Genomic DNA, 16,140 nt, shown 5'->3' with positions numbered 1-16,140 from the left:
CCCAGCCGACGCCCCCCGCCCTGAGTTCCCCACCCCGCCCCGGCCCGCCACCGTCGCCACCCGCCACCGTCACTGCCCGCCACCGTTGCCGCCCGCCACCGTCGCCGCCCGCCACCGCTCACCGGCCGCCGCCGCTCACCGCCCGCCGTCCGGGGATCCCACCGCCTCGGCGTACGCCGCCCGCAGCCGGCGCACCCCCTCCGCGATCTCCCCGGTGCCGGCCACCGCGGCGAAGCTCAGGCGGATGTGGGCGGCGGGCGGTTCGGCGCTGAAGTAGGGGCGGCCGGGATTGAGGGCGACGCCCGCCCGCAGGGCGGCGGCCTGCAGTGCCGCCTCTCCCCCGGAGCCGTACGCCGGGGAGGCACCGCCGGCGTCCTCGGGGAGCCGCAGCCACAGGTGGTAGCCGCCGGACGGGACGTGCGGCAGGGCGAGTCCGGGCAGGTGCAGCCGCAGGCCCGCGGTCATGGCGTCCCGGCGGGCCCGCAACTCGCCCGACAGGGCCCGCAGATGGCGCGGCCAGGCGGGTGAGCCGACGAGTTCCAGGGCCGCCTCCTGCAGCGGGCGGGGCACGAAGAAGGTGTCGACGATCTGGATGGCGCGCAGCCGTTCCAGCACCGGCCCGCGTGCGGCGAGGGCGCCGACCCGGAAGCTGGGCGAGGTCGCCTTGGTGAGGGAGCGGACGTGCACGACGACGCCGTCGGGGTCGTCGGCGGCGAGCGGCCGCGGCAGGGGCCCCGCGTCGTCGTGCACCAGCCGCCGCACGAAGTCGTCCTCCACCACGAAGGCCCCGGCCTCGCGGGCGATACGCAGCACCTCCGGGCGCCGGTCGGGGGCGAGGACCGCGCCGGTGGGGTTCTGGAAGAGCGGCTGGCAGACGAAGACGCGCGCGCCGGTGGCCCGGAACGCGTCGGCGAGCAGGGCGGGCCGCACCCCGTCCGCGTCGACCGGTACGGGCACCGGGCGCAGTCCGGCCGCGCGGGCCACGGCCAGCATGCCGGGGTAGGTGGGCGACTCCACCAGTACCGGCGCGCCGGGCGGGGCCAGCGCCCGCAGCGCGGTGGTCAGCGCGGACTGGCCGCCGGCCGCGATCAGCACCTCGGCGGCGGTGACGGTGTCGCCGATGTCGCGGGCGAACCACTCGCGCAGCTCGGGCAGGCCGTCCAGCGGTGGCCGCCCCCACGCGCCGGGGCGGCGGCCGGCCCGGGACAGCGCCTCGGCCATGGCCTTCTCGGGCTGGAGCACGGGGTGGAGGTAACCCCCGCTGAACTCGATCACTCCGGCCGGCGGTACCGCGAGGCAGACGGTGACGCCCGAGGCGTCCACGGTGCGGGGTACGACGTCGGCGGCTCCGTCGGCGCTGAGGGCGACCTCCTGCCAGGAGGTGTCACCCGGCGGTACGAGCGGGGCGCGCGTGCGGGCCCGGAAGGCCCCGGCGCCGGGCCGGGTCACGACCAGCCCCTCGGCAGCGAGCTGCGCCAGGGCCCGCGAGACGGTCACCGGGCTCACCCGGAACCGCTCCACGAGCGCTCGGCTCGACGGGAGCTTTCCACCCGGAGAGTAGCGGTCCAGCTCTCGCCGAAGCTGTTCTGTCAGCTCAACCACGCTGTTACGCTGCTGCATGAGAGCACAGAGTAGCGCTACTAGCCCGAGCCCGATAGCAGTCACCGCCCCCCGGGAGCCCCTCGGCGTCGGCCTCGGCCAGGCCGCCCTGGGCGTGCTCGCCTTCTCGCTGACGTTCCCGTCGACCGCCTGGGGCCTGGAGAGCTTCGGCCCCTGGTCGCTGGTGGCGGTGCGCGCGGTCCTCGCCGCCCTGGCCGCCGGCGGCTGCCTGCTCGCCCTGGGGGTGCCGCTCCCGGCGCGGCGCCACCTGGCCGGACTGGCCGTGGTCGCCGCCGGAGTGGTGGTCGGCTTCCCGATGCTGACCACGCTCGCCCTTCAGACGTCCACCACGGCACACGCGGCCGTCGTGGTGGGGCTGCTGCCGCTGACCACCGCCGCCCTTTCGGCCCTGCGGACCGGCGCCCGGCCTTCCCGGCGGTTCTGGCTGGCGGCCGTGGCGGGCGCGGCGGCCGTGCTCGCCTTCACCCTCGGGCAGAGCGGCGGGGCGCTCACCGGCGCCGACGGTTACCTCTTCGCGGCCCTGCTGGTGTGCGCGGCCGGGTACACCGAGGGCGGCCGGCTGGCCCGGGTCATGCCGGGCTGGCAGGTCATCGGCTGGGCGCTGGTGCTGTGCCTGCCGCTCAGCGTGCCGGCCGCCGCCGTGGCGCTGGCCCTCGAGCCGGTGCACCTGACCGGGCACGGCGTCGCCGGCGTGCTGTGGGCCGCGCTCGGTTCGCAGTTCCTGGGGCTGGTGGTCTGGTACCGCGGGATGGCGGCCGTCGGCATCCCCCGGGCCAGCCAGTTGCAGTTGGCTCAGCCCCTGCTCACACTGGTGTGGTCGGCGCTGCTGCTGGGCGAGCACTTCACGGCGGCCGCTCCGCTGACCGCCGTGGCCGTGCTCGTGTGCATCGCCGTCACGCAGCGGTCGTGATCGTGAGGAGGGTCGGTAGATGCATGCATCGAAGGGCGACCGACTGGTCGTGCACGGCAGGGTGGTCGGCCAGCACGACCACGTGGTGGAGATCGTCGAGGTGCTCGGCGTCCAAGGTAATCCGCCGTACCGCGTCCGGTCCGAGAACGGGCACGAGTCGATCATGTCCCCCGGGCCTGACTGCCAGGTCAGGCACGGCGAGGAACAGCAGCGGTAGTCAGCGCGGTGGTCTCGCCGGCTCGCGGTAGTGGTCGGCGACCACCCGCGCCATCGCCCCGATCCTGTCGGCCGCCAGATCCCTCGCGGCGAAGAACACGTGCCCGCGCACCTGCGGGTGGCGGGCGGCCAGGGTGAGGTGCCGGGACAGCTCGACGGGGTCGCGCCAGGCCGACGGCTGCCCTGCGGCACCGGCCCGGTACAGGGCCTCGCCGATGTACAGGTGCGTCTTGCCGCCCTGGGCGACCCCGGCCCACCAGGCGAGGAGTTCGGCGTAGTCGGCGGCGGCGTTCCCGATGTGCCAGTAGAGCTGCGGGACGAGGTAGTCGATCCAGTGCTCGCGGACCCACTTGCGGGTGTCGGCGTACAGATCGTCGTACGTCTCGACGCCCGCGCGGGTGTCGGAGCCGCGGGAGTCGGTGGTCGCGTTGCGCCACACCCCGAAGGGACTGATCCCGAAGCGGGTGCCGGGGCGGACCCGCCTGATGCCGGCGGCCGTCTCCCGTACCAGCGTGTCGATGTTGTCCCGGCGCCAGGCGGCCCGGCTGGGGAAGGCGCCCCCGTGGCGGTCGTAGGCGTCGTCGTCGTCGAAGGTCTGCCCGGCCACCGGATAGGGGTAGAAGTAGTCGTCGAAGTGGACGGCGTCGACCGGGTAGCGGGCGACCGCGTCCAGCATCGCGCGCTGCACGAAGGCGCGGACCTCGGGCAGGCCGGGGTTGTAGTAGAGCCGGCCGCCGTACGGCACCACCCAGGCGGGGTGCTTGCGGGCCGGGTGGGCGGCGGCCAGCCGGCCGGGATCGGCGTGGTTGGCGATCCGGTAGGGGTTGAACCAGGCGTGCAGCTCCAGACCCCGGGCGTGGGCCTCCGTCACGGCCGTGCCGAGCGGGTCCCACCCCGGGTTCACGCCCTGGGTGCCGGTGAGCCACTCGGACCAGGGCTCGTACGGCGACGGCCACAGCGCGTCGGCCGTGGGCCGGACCTGGAGGATGACCGTGTTGAGCCGGTCACGGACCGCCCGGTCGAGGTGCGCGATCAGCTCCTTGCGCTGCTCGGCCGCCGTCCGGCCGGGCCGTGAGGGCCAGTCCCGGTTGCCGACGGTCGCGATCCACACGCCCCGCATCGCGGCGGCCGAGCGCGGCTCACGACCGCCCTGCGCGGTCCGGCGGACCAGGACGGCACCGCCCTCGGCGGCCGCGCCCGGCGCCGTGACCAGCGTGGACACCGCCGCCAGTGCGAAGGTCCGCCGCGACATGCGCCCCATCGGCGCCTCCCCGTACGCTCCGGATCCGCCTGGTCACGGATCGTCACGCGCTCCAGGATGCCCCACCCCGCCGATCGATCATCGATACTTGGCGGTAACGTGCACGATCGGAGCAGGCGCCGAACCCGGAGGTCTGCCAGCGAGCCGGAAGACCAGCGAAGGGAACGATGTGACGGGCATCCCAGGGGGAGACATTGCGCGCGTCGGGGTCGTGGGCTGCGGCCAGATGGGTGCGGGCATCGCCGAGGTGTGCGCCCGCGCGGGACTGGACGTGAAGGTCGCCGAGACCACCGGCGAGGCCCTGGAGATCGGCCGCACCCGGCTGTTCAACTCCCTGGCCAAGGCCGCCGACCGCGGCAAGATCAGCGAGGCGGAGCGGGACGACACCCAGGCGCGGCTGAGCTTCACCACGGACCTCGGCGAGTTCGCCGACCGGGATCTGGTGATCGAGGCCGTCGTCGAGAACGAGCAGGTGAAGACCGAGATCTTCCAGGTGCTCGACCAGGTGGTGACCCGGCCGGACGCGATCCTGGCCTCCAACACCTCGTCGATCCCGCTGGTGAAGCTGGCGGTCGCCACCTCCCGCCCGGACCACGTGGTCGGCATCCACTTCTTCAACCCGGCCCCGGTGCAGCAGCTGGTCGAGCTGATCCCGGCGCTCACCACCTCCGAGGGCACGCTCAGCCGCGCCCAGGCCTTCGCCGAGAAGGCGCTCGGCAAGCACGCCATCCGGGCCCAGGACCGCTCCGGCTTCGTGGTGAACGCGCTGCTGGTGCCCTACCTGCTGTCGGCGATCCGGATGTTCGAGTCGGGCATCGCCAGCCGTGAGGACATCGACAACGGCATGGAGCTGGGCTGCGCCCACCCGATGGGTCCGCTGAAGCTGTCGGACCTGATCGGCCTGGACACCATCGTGTCCATCGCCAACTCGATGTACGCCGAGTACAAGGAGCCGCTGTACGCCGCTCCCCCGCTGCTCCAGCGCATGGTGGAGGCGGGCCGGCTCGGCCGCAAGACCGGCTCGGGCTTCTACACCTACGGCTGATTACGAAGAGCGACGCCCGCGGGCCCGGCACTCGGACGAGTGCCGGGCCCGTGTGTTTCACACACCGTGTGCGCGCCGGGCTCGCATATGCCCGTCGCACACGCTCCCCATGCGCCCACCAGGCGAGTTCACTCTTCATGCGCATGCAAGGGATGCGGACCATCCACTTCCACCACCGAAAGGAGCGGACCCGTGACCGCCGACCCGGAGCATCCCGTGGTCCATGGAGAACTCGCAGAGTTACGGCGCCGCCTCGACGTCGCTCACGCCCGCGTCGAGGGAGGGCTGGCGCTGCTGCGCCACCGCACCGAGGAGACCGCGAAGGAGCTGGACGAGCTGAACGCGCGGCTGGCCTCGCTGGAACACACCCGCTGGCCGCTGCCCTCGCTCGCCGCCCTGAGCGCGCTCGGTGCGCTCGTGGTGACGGTCTGGCAGGCGCTGGCCGCTCACTAGCCCGGCCGCACGCTAGCCCTCACTGAGCCTGAGGTGGTGCAGCAGGAGTAAGGCGGCCGCCATGTTGGCGGCCGGGACCTCCCCACGGGCGATCATGTCGGGGACGAGTTTGAGAGGGACCCATTCCCGCCGGTCCGACTCGAAGTCGTCCACGGGGGGTCCGGCGTACTCGCCCCGGTCGGCCCAGTAGATGTGGTGCCGGGCGTCGGTGAGGCCGTTGGACGGCTCCACGCTCATGAGGTGGTGCAGGGGTCCCGGCCGCCAGCCGGTCTCCTCCTCCAGCTCCCTGGCCGCCGCCGCCGCGATGTCCTCGCCGTCCTCGACGACGCCCGCGGCCAGCTCCCATCCCCAGCTGTCCGTGATGAAGCGGTGCCGCCACAGCAGCAGCACCTCGTTCGCCTCGTTGACGACCGTGGCGACCGCCACGGGACGCAGGCGGATCAGGAAGTGGTCCAGGTGCCGGCCGTCCGGCAGCTCGACATCTGCGAGATTGACGCTGAACCAGCGGTTCCCATACACAGTTTGTTCGTTGTGTTTCGTCCACTGCACGGTTCTGCCACCTTCCGCCGAGTAAGTGGCAATATCGCAGCAGTGGCGGTCCTCCCCACAGTGGGCCTACAGCGGTACGCGCAGCGCCCCGTCGATCAGTTCGGCGGCCTCGGCGGTGTCCGCCGAGGCGCAGCGGGCCAGATGCTCACGCACCGCGCGGAGTCTGTCCCGCAGCCGCCGGGACTCCATCCCGCGGGCCTGCTCCGCCATCTGCACGGCGGTGGCGACGGCCTTGTCCGCGTTGCCCTGGCGCAGTTCGATGGTGCTGAGCATGGCCAGCCGGTGCACCCGCCCCCGGTCGTGGGCGGGGTTGTCGACGGCCGCCGCCGCGTGCTCCCGGGCGGCGGCGAGCTCGCCGAGGCTGAGCAGCGCCTCGGCCACCTGCACGTTGACGAGCCCCGGCTGCACGTACCCGGTCTCGTCGGGCTCGTGACCGCGGCGGATCCGCTCCGCGGCGGTCTCCGCCCGCCGGATGCAGGACAGCGCGCTGCCGCTGTCGCCGAGGTGGGCGTACGCCTTGGCCTGCATCGCGTACAGGTCGGAGGCGAGCGCCGGGGTGAGGTGCCGGCCCGCGGCGCGCAGTGCGGCTTCGGCGAAGGCCACGGCCTGCCGGTACTCCCGCATGAACAGTGACTGGTTGACCAGCAGGGCGATCACGTAGGCCCCGAGTCCCCGGTCCCCGCTGGCCTTCGCGAGCCGCAGCGCCTGGTGGAAGTAGCGCTGGGCCAGTCCGTGGGCATCGGAGTCGTACGCGCAGATGCCTGCGATCGCCACCAACCCGCCGGTGGCGCGGTGCAGTTGACGGCCGGTGGCGTCGGTGTAGCTGCCGCGCAGCAGCGGCGCGGCCTCGGCGTTGAGGAACCCGACGATCCGGGTGCGGGTCGCGATCCCGCCCGCCTTGCGGTACATCTGCTCGTAGTGCGCGCGGGCGGCGCGCAGCATCTCGATGTCGGCCGCGGTGACCCGGAGCCGGCCGCCCCGGGAGACGTCGACGTCCTCGGGCGGGTTCTCCCACTCCCACACCGGCATCACCGCCGGGGTCCCGGTGACCGCGGGGGCGCCCAGCACATGGGGGCGCTGCTGTTCGTCCGACCGCCACAGCGCGGTGGCCCGCTCCACGAAGCCGGACAGCGCACCGGGATGCGGTGTGCCCGGTTCACCGGGAACGCCCAGGCCGATGTCGTCCAGCGTGACCGGGCGGCGCAGCCGGGCGGCCAGCACCTCGCAGATCAGGTCGGGCACCTGGCCGCGGGGACGCTGGCCCTTCAGCCACCGCGCGACGGCGGTGTGTTCGTAGCGCAGCGCGAGCCCGCGGGCGCGCCCCGCCTGGTTGACGTGGGCGGCGAGACCGGCGTGCGAGATCCCCGCCTCGTCCAGGATGGCGTCGAGCAGAGTGTTGGGCTGCATGGGATGCCCCCCGAGTGGCCTGGTGCGGTCAGCGTAGTAGGTGGGCGTTCACACGGGGTGTGAACCGAGTGCCCGTGTCCAAGCTGTGCGTGCGGTGTCGTTCAGCGTGTCGCACGGGTTGACTCAAGAGCCGGCCAAGCCACCGGTTCCCCCTCGAAAAAGCGGTGGCTTGGCCGGGTGACACCCGAGGACGTCAGCGATGCGGGGCCGGCTGCGGCCGGGTGGCCTGGCCCGCGCCGCCCCGCGCCCCGGACAGCCGTGCTTCCTTCCGGTCGTTGCTCAGGACCAGTACCGCGACGTCGTCCGCGGGCTGCTCGCCCGTGTGGTGCGCGAGCGCACCGAAGACCGTGCGCAGGATCGCCTGCGGGTTCGGGGGTTGCTCGCGCACCCCCTCACGCAGCACGTCCCGCAGGGCGAAGAACCGCCCCCGGCCGTCCCGCGCGTCCTCGGCGCCGTCCGTGAACAGTACGAGGGACTCCCCCGCGAGCAGCCGGCCGCAGGAGCGGGCCTCCAGCTCGGCCGGCAGCGGGAACGGCCCCAGCGGGGGAAGCGGTTCCGCGTGTGTCAGCGGGTCGACCCCCGCCCCCGTCAGCAGGTACGGCCATGGGTGACCGCAGTTGAGGGCGCGCACGTCGCCGTCCCGGCCGATCTCCAGGAGGAGGACCGTGACGAACTCCTCGGCGACCGGGTTGTCCGGGTCCGCCGCGCTCTGCGCCGGATGTTCGGCGCGGGCACGCTCGCGCAGGTGCCGGCCGAGGGCGCGGTCCAGTCTGTGCAGGACACGCCCCAGTTCGGGCTCGTCGTGGGCGGCCTCGCGGAAGCTGCCGAGGAGGGCGGCGACGGTGCCGAGGGCGGCCAGACCGTGCCCCCGCACGTCACCCATCACGACCCGCACACCGTGCTCGGTGGCGACCGCCTCGTACAGATCACCGCCGACGCACGCACCCCGGTCCGCGGACAGCTGGGCGGCGGCGACGCCGAGCCCGTCGAGCCGCGGCGGCAGCGGACGCAGGACGACACTCTCCGCGACACGCGCCGCCCGCCGCGCGAGCCGCAGCTCGTGCAGCAGGGTGCGACGGACATGGAATATGAGGCCGGTGCCGACGGCGAAGAACACGGCGCTGGTGACGATGCGCGCCCCGAGCCCGTCCTGCTGGGCGAGCGGGCAGCCGAACTTGTAGCCGACCGCGACGGCTCCCCAGACCGTGGGCAGTACGGCTGCCCGCCCGGTGGGCGCCCGTGCCTTGATGCGGATCATGCCTGTGGTCCCCCATGTGGGCCTGACAGAGCAGCGGACCGACCCCGAAAGGCCGGTCCGATTCTGTCGAGAGGCATGACCCGGGCGGGTCGGATCGGCCGGGCTTCCCACCCGAACGAGTGAGCCGCACCGAGCCGACCCGCATTTATGCAGCCGACGGCGCCTCGCGGGGGCGCGGGGAACTGCGCGACGCGAACGGCCCGAGGCCGCCGTACCGGTGCAGTTCCCCGCCCCGTGGGCGACTAGCCCCGCAGCACCGCCCCGACCCGCTCACCGGCGAGCGCGACCGCCGCGTCCCTCGCCGCCGACGCCTCGTCGACGGTCAGCGTGCGGTCGGCGGCGCGGAACCGCAGCGCGTACGCCAGGGACTTCTTCCCGTCCCCGAGCTGCTCGGCGTTCTCGTACACGTCGAACAGCCGGATGGACTCCAGCAGTTCGCCCGCTCCCGAGCGCAGGGCCGCCTCGACCTCCGCGGCGGGCACCGGCTTGTCGACCACGAGGGCGACGTCCTGCGTGGCGACCGGGAAGGTGGAGATGCCCGGGGCCTGGGGGACGCCCTCGCCCGCCGCCTCCAGGGCGTCCAGGTCCAGCTCCATCGCGGACGTGCGCTCGGGCAGGCCCAGGGCCTTCAGGACACGCGGGTGCAGTTCTCCCGCATGGCCCACGACCCGCTCCGCGCCGTCGGCGAGGACCACCAGCTCGGCACAGCGTCCGGGGTGCCACGGACCGTACTGGCCCTTGCGGACGATCAGTTCGGCCCCGGCCTCGCGGGCGACGGTGCGGGCCGCCTCCACGGCGTCGGCCCAGTCGGACGGACGGCCCTTGCCCCACCAGCCGGCCTGCTCGCGGGCGCCGGCGAGGACGGCGGCGACGTGCCGCGGCTGCTCGGGCAGCGCGGCGTCCAGCGCGGCGATCTCCTCGTCGGTGGGACGGCGGTCGACGGGCAGGTGCACGGCGGCGGCACGCCGCTCCTCGCGCCGCAGGAAGACCAGGCCGGTCTCGAACAGCGCCAGGTCGTGCGAACCCCGGCCGTCGTTGCGCCGCAGGGCGCTCAGCAGGCCCGGCAACAGCGTCGTACGGAGCGCGGGCTCCTCGTCGCTCAGCGGGTTGACCAGCTTCACGACGCGGCGGGCCGGGTCGTCGGCGGCCAGGCCGAGCTGGTCGAAGACCTGCTCGCCGAGGAACGGGTAGTTCGGCGCCTCGACGAAGCCCGCGCCGGCCAGCGCCCGGCCGACCCGGCGGTGCAGCCGCTGACGGGAGGTCAGGCCGCGGCCGGAGGGCGGCTTGGGCAGCGTGGAGGGCAGGTTCTCGTAGCCCTCCAGCCGGATGACCTCTTCGGCCAGGTCGTTCGGGTCGACCAGGTCGGGCCGCCAGGACGGGACGGTGACGATCAGCTCGTCCTGCCCGTACACGTCGCAGCCGACCTGCTGGAGACGGCGTACGACCGTCTCGCGGCCGTAGTCGACGCCCGCCACCTTGTCCGGGTGGCCCGCCGGGAGCGTGATGGTGTGCGGGGCCGAGGGCGCGATGATCTCGGTGACACCGGCTTCCGCGGTACCGCCCGCGAGGAGCATCAGCAGGTCCACCGTGCGCTGCGCGGCGGCAGCGGCGGCCTGCGGGTCGACGCCCCGCTCGAACCGGCGGGACGCCTCGGACAGCAGCTTGTGGCGGCGGGCGGTCCGGGCGATCGACACCGCGTCGAAGTGGGCGGCCTCGATGACCACGTCGGTCGTGCCCTGCTCGGTGGCCTCGTGGTCCGCGATCTCCGTGTTGGCGCCGCCCATCACGCCGGCCAGGCCGATCGGGCCGCGCTCGTCGGTGATCACCAGGTCCTCGGCGTGCAGCGTGCGCTCGACACCGTCGAGGGTGACGAGCTTCTCGCCCTCCTCGGCACGGCGCACGCCGATCGGGCCCTGGATCAGCGTGCGGTCGTAGGCGTGCAGCGGCTGGCCCAGCTCCATCATCACGTAGTTCGTGACGTCGACGGCGAGCGAGATCGGGCGCATGCCGACCTTCTGCAGCCGGCGCTGGAGCCAGATCGGCGAGCGCGTCTCGGGGCGCAGGCCGGTGACCGTGCGCGCGGTGAAGCGGTCGCAGCCGAACGGGTCGGAGACCTGGACCGGGTAGCCGTAGGCGTTCGGCGCGGGCACGTCGATCAGGGCGGGGTCGCGCAGCGGCAGGCCGTAGGCGATGGCGGCCTCGCGGGCTACGCCGCGGATGGACAGGCAGTCGCCGCGGTTGGCGGTGACGGCGATGTCCAGGACCTCGTCGACCAGCTCCAGCAGCTCGATCGCGTCCTTGCCGACCTCGGTCTCCGGCGGCAGCACGATGATGCCGTGGCTGCCGTCGTCGCCCATGCCCAGCTCGTCGCCGGAGCAGATCATGCCGTGGGACGTCTTGCCGTACGTCTTGCGGGACGCGATGGAGAAGCCGCCCGGCAGCGTGGCGCCGGGGAGGACGACGACGACCTTGTCGCCGACGGCGAAGTTACGGGCGCCGCAGACGATCTCCTGGGGCTCACCCGTGCCGTTGGCACCGCCGACGTCGACGGTGCAGAAGCGGATCGGCTTCTTGAAGCCCTCCAGCTCCTCGATGGTCAGCACCTGGCCGACGACCAGGGGGCCCTTGAGGTCGGCACCGAGCTGCTCGACGCTCTCGACCTCCAGACCGGCCGAAATGAGCTTGGCCTGGACGTCACGGCCGGTCTCGGTCGCCGGCAGGTCGACGTACTCCCGCAGCCAAGAAAGCGGGACCCGCATCAGATCTCCATCCCGAACGGCCGGGTGAACCGGACGTCACCCTCGACCATGTCTCGCATGTCTTCGACGTTGTGGCGGAACATCAGCATCCGCTCGATGCCGAACCCGAAGGCGAAGCCGCTGTACTTCTCCGGGTCGACGCCGCAGGCGGTGAGCACCCGCGGGTTGACCATGCCGCAGCCGCCCAGCTCGATCCAGCCCTCGGACGAGCAGGTCCGGCAGGGCCGGTCGGGGTTGCCGACGGAGTCGCCCTTGCAGACGTAGCAGAGCATGTCCATCTCGGCGCTCGGCTCGGTGAAGGGGAAGAAGTTCGGCCGCAGCCGGGTCTTCATGCCCGCGCCGAACAGCGACTGGACCATGTGGTCCAGGGTGCCCTTGAGGTCGGCCATGGTCAGGCCCTCGTCCACGGCGAGCAGCTCGACCTGGTGGAAGACGGGCGTGTGCGTGGCGTCCAGCTCGTCGGTGCGGTACACGCGGCCGGGGCAGATCACGTAGACCGGCAGCTCACGGTCGAGCAGCGAGCGGATCTGCACGGGCGAGGTGTGGGTGCGCAGCACCACACCGGAGTCGGCCGTGCCGTCCGGGCCCTCGACGAAGAAGGTGTCGGCCTCGCCGCGGGCCGGGTGGTCCGGGCCGATGTTGAGGGCATCGAAGTTGAACCACTCGGCCTCGACCTGCGGGCCCTCGGCGACCTCGTAGCCCATGGCCACGAAGATGTCCTCGATGCGCTCCGAGAGGGTGGTCAGGGGGTGGCGGGCGCCGGCCGGGACGCGGTCGTACGGCAACGTGACGTCGACGTCCTCCTCGACCAGCACGCGGGCGTCACGCTCGGCCTCCAGCTCGGCCTGGCGGGCGGCGAGGGCCTTGTTCACGGCGCCGCGGGCCATGCCGACGCGCTTGCCGGCGTCGGCCTTGGCGTGCGGGGGCAGGGCGCCGATCTCGCGGTTGGCGAGGGCCAGCGGGGAGGCCGGGCCGGTGTGCGCGACCTTGGCCTCGTGGAGCGCGTCGAGGGAGTCCGCGGCGGCGAAGGCGGCGAGCGCCTCGTCCCGCATGCGCTCGATCTCTTCCGGTTTCAACGCCTCGACCTCTACAGGGTCGTACGACTTATTCGGTGCCGACATCTCTTCCCGTACTTCCGATTGGCTGGCGGATGGTCCCCGTCACCGACTCGCGAGGGCCGCGTGAAGGACACAAAGGTGCCAAAGGCCGAGTCTAACGGGGTGAAGGAACGCGAATGCGCCCGCGGGGCGCTCAGGCCAGATAAGCCGGGGCCGCCACGGGCAACGTAAATCGGAACTCGGCGCCGCCGGCGGGAGCGCGCCCGACCGTGATGGTGCCGCCGTGGGCCTCCACGATGCCCTTGACGATGTACAGCCCGAGACCCGTGCCGCCGCGTTTGCTGCCCCGCCAGAAGCGGGTGAAGACGCGGTTCATGGATTCCTCCGGGATGCCGGGCCCCTCGTCGCTCACCGTGACCGACGTGCCGGTCTCCTCGCCCTCTCGCGGGGATGCCGAGGGCGTCACGTCAATGGTGACGGTTCCCTCTCCGTGCCGCACGGCATTTTCGATGAGGTTGCTGAGCACCTGGTCGATCTTGTCCGGATCGGCCCACAGGTCCGGCAGCGGCTGTTCGATGCGGAGCAGGAAGCGGCCCGCGGACTGGCCTGCGGCGACGTACGCCTGGATGTGCCGGGAGACGGCGGCCCCTATGTCGACGGGCTGGCGGCGCACCTCCAGCCGCCCGGAGTCGATCCGGGAGATGTCCAGCAGTTCGGCGATGAGGCGGGTGACCCGGTCGGCGTCGGCGTCGACGGTCTCCAGCATGAGCCGCTTCTGGTCGTCGGTGAACCGTTCCCACTTGGCGAGGAGGGTGGCGGTGAAGCCCTTCACCGAGGTCAGCGGGGACCGCAGTTCATGGGCGACGGTGGCGATCAGCTCCGCGTGGCTGCGCTCGGTACGGCGCCGGGCCTCGGTGTCCCGCAGGGAGACGACCACGCACCGCACCGGCGCCAGCGGCTCGTCGCGTACGTAGCGGGCGGAGACGAGCACCTCGCGGCCGCCCGGCAGCAGCAGGTTGCGCTCCGGCTGCCGGACCCGGATGGCGAGCCCTCCGTAGGGGTCGGTGAGCTGCCACCAGCGGCGGCCCTCCAGGTCCTCCAGGGGCAGCGCCTTCTCCAGCGACTGCCCGAGGGCGTCGGCGGGACGTACCGCGGTGATGCGCGCGGCGGCGGCGTTGAAGCAGGTCACCCGGCCGTGTTCGTCGGCGACGACGAGGCCGTCGGGCAGCTGGTCCGGATCGAGGCCCGCGTGATCGCCCTGCCGGGGAAGGGGCGTGTGCCGCGTGTCCCTGCCCCCCGGCCCGGTGCTCGTGCCGGCCACACTCATCCCCGTACCCCACCTCTCAGACGGCGCAGGGCCCCGAGCTGGTCACCCTACTAGCTCTCGGTGACAGAGCGGCACCCTCCGGAGGCGCGCTGTGCACGGGCCGAGGCGTAGAGACATACGGCCGCGGCCGTGGCGAGGTTCAGACTCTCGGCCTTGCCGTGGATGGGGACGCGCACCACGGCGTCGGCGAGGGCGCGGGTCTCCTCCGGCAGTCCCCACGCCTCGTTGCCGAACACCCAGGCGGTGGGGCCGCCCATGGCGCCCTTGTCCAGTTCCTCGTCCAGGTCGCGGTCGCCGGCGCCGTCGGCGGCGAGGATCCGGATCCCGGCCTCCTGCAGGCCGGCCACGGCACGCTCGACGGGGACACCGACGGCGACGGGCAGGTGGAAGTGCGAGCCGACGGAGGCGCGGACGGCCTTGGGGTTGTACAGGTCGACGGAGGCGTCGGTGAGGATCACGGCCTCGGCGCCCGCGGCGTCGGCGCAGCGCAGCACGGTGCCGGCGTTGCCGGGGTCGCGCACGTGGGCGAGGACGGCGACCAGCCTGGGGCGGGCGGCGAGGATGTCCTCGAAGGGGGCGTCCAGGAACCGGCAGACGCCCACCAGGCCCTGCGGGGTGACGGTGGTGGAGATGTCGGCGATGACCTCTTCGGACGCGAGGTGCACCTGGGCGCCCGCGGTCCGGGCCGCGCCGATGATGTCGGCGTACCGGTCGGCGGCCTCGGGGGTGGTGAACAGCTCGACGAGGGTGGGCGTGCCGTCGGCCCGGTGCCCGGCCGCCTCCCTGACGGCCTGCGGCCCCTCCGCGAGGAACAGCCGGTCCTTGCCCCGGAAGTTCCGCTTGGCGAGCCGCCGGGCGGCGGCGACACGGGCGGACCGGGGGGAGATCAGCTCGGGGCTGACGGGGGGCATGCTCTTCTTCACCTTCGAGAGAGTCTTCTTGTCCGTGGCACCGGCGGGGTGCGGCGCCACGGGGGGCGCGGGGGACGCGCGCCGGCGGGTGCGGCGCCACGGGGATGTGGAACTTGGCGCCGTGGCCGTCCCGGTGGGCGGCGACGGCGAAGTTGCCGTCCTTGCCGGTCATGGGCAGCGTGGCCTTGACCGGGTCGGTGTAGTAGCCGGCCACGCCGTCGTTGAGGACGTCCGTGTCCGTGCCCTTCTCGACCAGCACCTCGCCGTTCTTCATCGCCGGGACGTGCAGGAACCCGATGCCGTCCCTGGTGTCGAGCGCGCCCGGGCCGGTGTCCTGCCGCGCCCAGTGCTCGCGCACCTTGTCGGCCTCGTGGTGGGCCAGGCGATCGGCTATCACGTTCGTCCACCACAGCGAGTAGACGACGAACAGGCCGAGCAACGCGCCCGCCGTGATGAGGAGTTCCCCGAAGACGCTGACCGCCAGCGCGATCCGGCCGGGGCGCCGGCGGCCCGGAGCCGGACCGGGCTCGGACGCGTCCGTGGTCTCTTCGGTCTCGTCGGCGGTCGCTGCCACAGTTCCTCTGCCCTTACTCGCTGAGCCCTACTCGATGAGCGCGTCCGGCTTGCCCTTGCTGCGCGGGCGTTCCTGGACCATCTTGCCCCAGACGATCAGCCGGTACTTGCTGGTGAACTCCGGCGTACAGGTGGTCAGGGTGATGTAGCGGCCGGGCTCGGTGAAGCCGGAGCCCGGGGGCACCGGGTCCAGTACGCCCGTGTTGGACGGCGGGGTCACCGGAAGCATCGAGGTCACCTTGTACACGAAGTAGGTGTCCTGCGTCTCGACGACGACCGCGTCGCCGGTCCGGAGCCGGTTGATGTACCGGAACGGCTCACCGTGCGTGTTGCGGTGCGCCGCGAGACCGAAGTTGCCGGTCCGGTCCTGGGGCATCGCCGTCTTCAGCGGAGCCTCGCCGTAGTGCCCGACCATGCCCTTGTCGAGCACCTTCTTGTTGCTGACGCCCTCCGCTATTGGCGCCACCACGTCCAGCTTCGGGATGTGCAGGATGGCGAAGCCCTGTCCCGGTTCGAAGACGCCCGGACTGCGCTTGCCGCTGGCCCAGTCGTCCTGGAGCTGGTGCGTCTCGCTGCCGGCCTGGGCGTGCGCGCGGACGTTGGTCCACCACAGCTGGTAGGTGACGAACAGCAGCATCAGAACGCCGGTGGTGATGAACACCTCGCCGATGGCCCGGCTGGCGACGGTCGCGGGGCTCGGCCTGCGCAGCCGGGCCTGCCGCCGGGCCTCCACCCGGGTCAGGGGCCGCTCCGGGTCCCGCGCAGCCGGTGCGGGCACCGTCTCCCGGGCACC

The 16,140-nt window shown here is 73.1% G+C and carries 14 protein-coding genes and 1 pseudogene; 4 read left to right on the top strand and 11 right to left on the bottom strand.

From position 1 onward, the window contains the following. Positions 1-135: 135 nt before the first annotated feature. Positions 136-1,620, bottom strand: a complete 1,485-nt coding sequence (locus GT045_RS01545; protein ID WP_202526830.1) for a PLP-dependent aminotransferase family protein — start codon at positions 1,618-1,620, stop codon at positions 136-138. On the opposite strand from GT045_RS01545, the gene GT045_RS01540 reads away from it, so the two are divergent. After that, positions 1,619-2,530: a DMT family transporter gene (locus GT045_RS01540; RefSeq protein ID WP_202526828.1), complete on the top strand. Its 912-nt coding sequence runs from the start codon at positions 1,619-1,621 to the stop codon at positions 2,528-2,530. The genes GT045_RS01545 and GT045_RS01540 overlap by 2 nt on opposite strands. Before the next feature lie 19 nt (positions 2,531-2,549). Then, positions 2,550-2,747 (top strand): DUF1918 domain-containing protein, encoded by a 198-nt coding sequence (locus GT045_RS01535; RefSeq protein ID WP_161287665.1) that lies wholly within the window; start codon positions 2,550-2,552, stop codon positions 2,745-2,747. Here the strand turns inward: GT045_RS01535 and GT045_RS01530 are convergent, their stop codons facing one another. Next, positions 2,748-4,007, bottom strand: a complete 1,260-nt coding sequence (locus GT045_RS01530) for a family 10 glycosylhydrolase (RefSeq protein ID WP_161333045.1) — start codon at positions 4,005-4,007, stop codon at positions 2,748-2,750. A gap of 169 nt (positions 4,008-4,176) precedes the next feature. On the opposite strand from GT045_RS01530, the gene GT045_RS01525 reads away from it, so the two are divergent. Both GT045_RS01525 and GT045_RS01520 read left to right on the top strand, forming a co-directional pair. Beyond that, entirely contained in the window at positions 4,177-5,052 is an 876-nt protein-coding gene (locus tag GT045_RS01525) for a 3-hydroxybutyryl-CoA dehydrogenase (protein ID WP_161333044.1), read from the top strand. 192 nt (positions 5,053-5,244) lie between these two features. After that, positions 5,245-5,505: a hypothetical protein gene (locus tag GT045_RS01520; RefSeq protein WP_161298396.1), complete on the top strand. Its 261-nt coding sequence runs from the start codon at positions 5,245-5,247 to the stop codon at positions 5,503-5,505. 12 nt (positions 5,506-5,517) lie between these two features. Here GT045_RS01520 and GT045_RS01515 read toward each other — a convergent pair whose 3' ends face one another. From GT045_RS01515 to GT045_RS01475, 9 genes and pseudogenes are all read right to left on the bottom strand, one after another. Beyond that, positions 5,518-6,054: an NUDIX domain-containing protein gene (locus tag GT045_RS01515; protein WP_161298395.1), complete on the bottom strand. Its 537-nt coding sequence runs from the start codon at positions 6,052-6,054 to the stop codon at positions 5,518-5,520. 66 nt (positions 6,055-6,120) lie between these two features. Next, the gene (locus GT045_RS01510; RefSeq protein WP_161333043.1) at positions 6,121-7,461 is read right to left on the bottom strand and encodes a transcriptional regulator; all 1,341 of its coding nucleotides are present in this window, start codon (positions 7,459-7,461) and stop codon (positions 6,121-6,123) included. Positions 7,462-7,654: 193 nt separating this feature from the next. After that, a complete protein-coding gene (locus GT045_RS01505) occupies positions 7,655-8,719 on the bottom strand; it encodes a PP2C family protein-serine/threonine phosphatase (protein WP_161333042.1) in 1,065 nt (354 codons plus the stop codon). A gap of 242 nt (positions 8,720-8,961) precedes the next feature. Further along, positions 8,962-11,478 carry a phenylalanine--tRNA ligase subunit beta gene (gene pheT / locus GT045_RS01500; RefSeq protein ID WP_161333041.1) on the bottom strand — a complete coding sequence of 839 codons (2,517 nt, stop codon included), beginning with the start codon at positions 11,476-11,478 and terminating at the stop codon, positions 8,962-8,964. Continuing rightward, positions 11,478-12,599, bottom strand: coding sequence for a phenylalanine--tRNA ligase subunit alpha (pheS, locus tag GT045_RS01495; RefSeq protein ID WP_161298391.1), 1,122 nt, complete (start codon positions 12,597-12,599; stop codon positions 11,478-11,480). Before pheS ends, pheT begins: the two co-directional genes overlap by 1 nt. Positions 12,600-12,729: 130 nt before the next feature. Beyond that, positions 12,730-13,863 carry an ATP-binding protein gene (locus GT045_RS01490; protein WP_161333040.1) on the bottom strand — a complete coding sequence of 378 codons (1,134 nt, stop codon included), beginning with the start codon at positions 13,861-13,863 and terminating at the stop codon, positions 12,730-12,732. 50 nt (positions 13,864-13,913) lie between these two features. After that, positions 13,914-14,774 (bottom strand): RNA methyltransferase, encoded by an 861-nt coding sequence (locus tag GT045_RS01485; protein ID WP_161333039.1) that lies wholly within the window; start codon positions 14,772-14,774, stop codon positions 13,914-13,916. A gap of 106 nt (positions 14,775-14,880) precedes the next feature. Beyond that, positions 14,881-15,348, bottom strand: a pseudogene (locus tag GT045_RS39360) (class E sortase); the annotation flags it as partial. Between the two features lie 27 nt (positions 15,349-15,375). Beyond that, positions 15,376-16,140, bottom strand: a 765-nt coding sequence (locus tag GT045_RS01475; protein ID WP_237538267.1) for a class E sortase, incomplete at its 5' end; no start/stop codon positions are given.

Origin of the sequence: Streptomyces sp. SID486 (assembly GCF_009865385.1) — a bacterium.
Taxonomy (GTDB): domain Bacteria; phylum Actinomycetota; class Actinomycetes; order Streptomycetales; family Streptomycetaceae; genus Streptomyces.
Note: the sequence above shows the minus strand (reverse complement) of the source record. Positions and strands in the feature narration are given on the sequence as shown.

Excerpts from the sequence above, each read along its gene's own strand:
- GT045_RS01540 (WP_202526828.1), top strand. The coding sequence starts at position 1,619 with ATGAGAGCACAGAGTAGCGCTACTAGCCCGAGCCCGATAGCAGTCACC.
- GT045_RS01485 (WP_161333039.1), bottom strand. The coding sequence starts at position 14,774 with ATGCCCCCCGTCAGCCCCGAGCTGATCTCCCCCCGGTCCGCCCGTGTC.
- GT045_RS01545 (WP_202526830.1), bottom strand. The coding sequence starts at position 1,620 with ATGCAGCAGCGTAACAGCGTGGTTGAGCTGACAGAACAGCTTCGGCGA.
- GT045_RS01505 (WP_161333042.1), bottom strand. The coding sequence starts at position 8,719 with ATGATCCGCATCAAGGCACGGGCGCCCACCGGGCGGGCAGCCGTACTG.
- GT045_RS01510 (WP_161333043.1), bottom strand. The coding sequence starts at position 7,461 with ATGCAGCCCAACACTCTGCTCGACGCCATCCTGGACGAGGCGGGGATC.
- pheS (WP_161298391.1), bottom strand. The coding sequence starts at position 12,599 with ATGTCGGCACCGAATAAGTCGTACGACCCTGTAGAGGTCGAGGCGTTG.
- GT045_RS01535 (WP_161287665.1), top strand. The coding sequence starts at position 2,550 with ATGCATGCATCGAAGGGCGACCGACTGGTCGTGCACGGCAGGGTGGTC.
- pheT (WP_161333041.1), bottom strand. The coding sequence starts at position 11,478 with ATGCGGGTCCCGCTTTCTTGGCTGCGGGAGTACGTCGACCTGCCGGCG.
- GT045_RS01490 (WP_161333040.1), bottom strand. The coding sequence starts at position 13,863 with ATGAGTGTGGCCGGCACGAGCACCGGGCCGGGGGGCAGGGACACGCGG.
- GT045_RS01530 (WP_161333045.1), bottom strand. The coding sequence starts at position 4,007 with ATGGGGCGCATGTCGCGGCGGACCTTCGCACTGGCGGCGGTGTCCACG.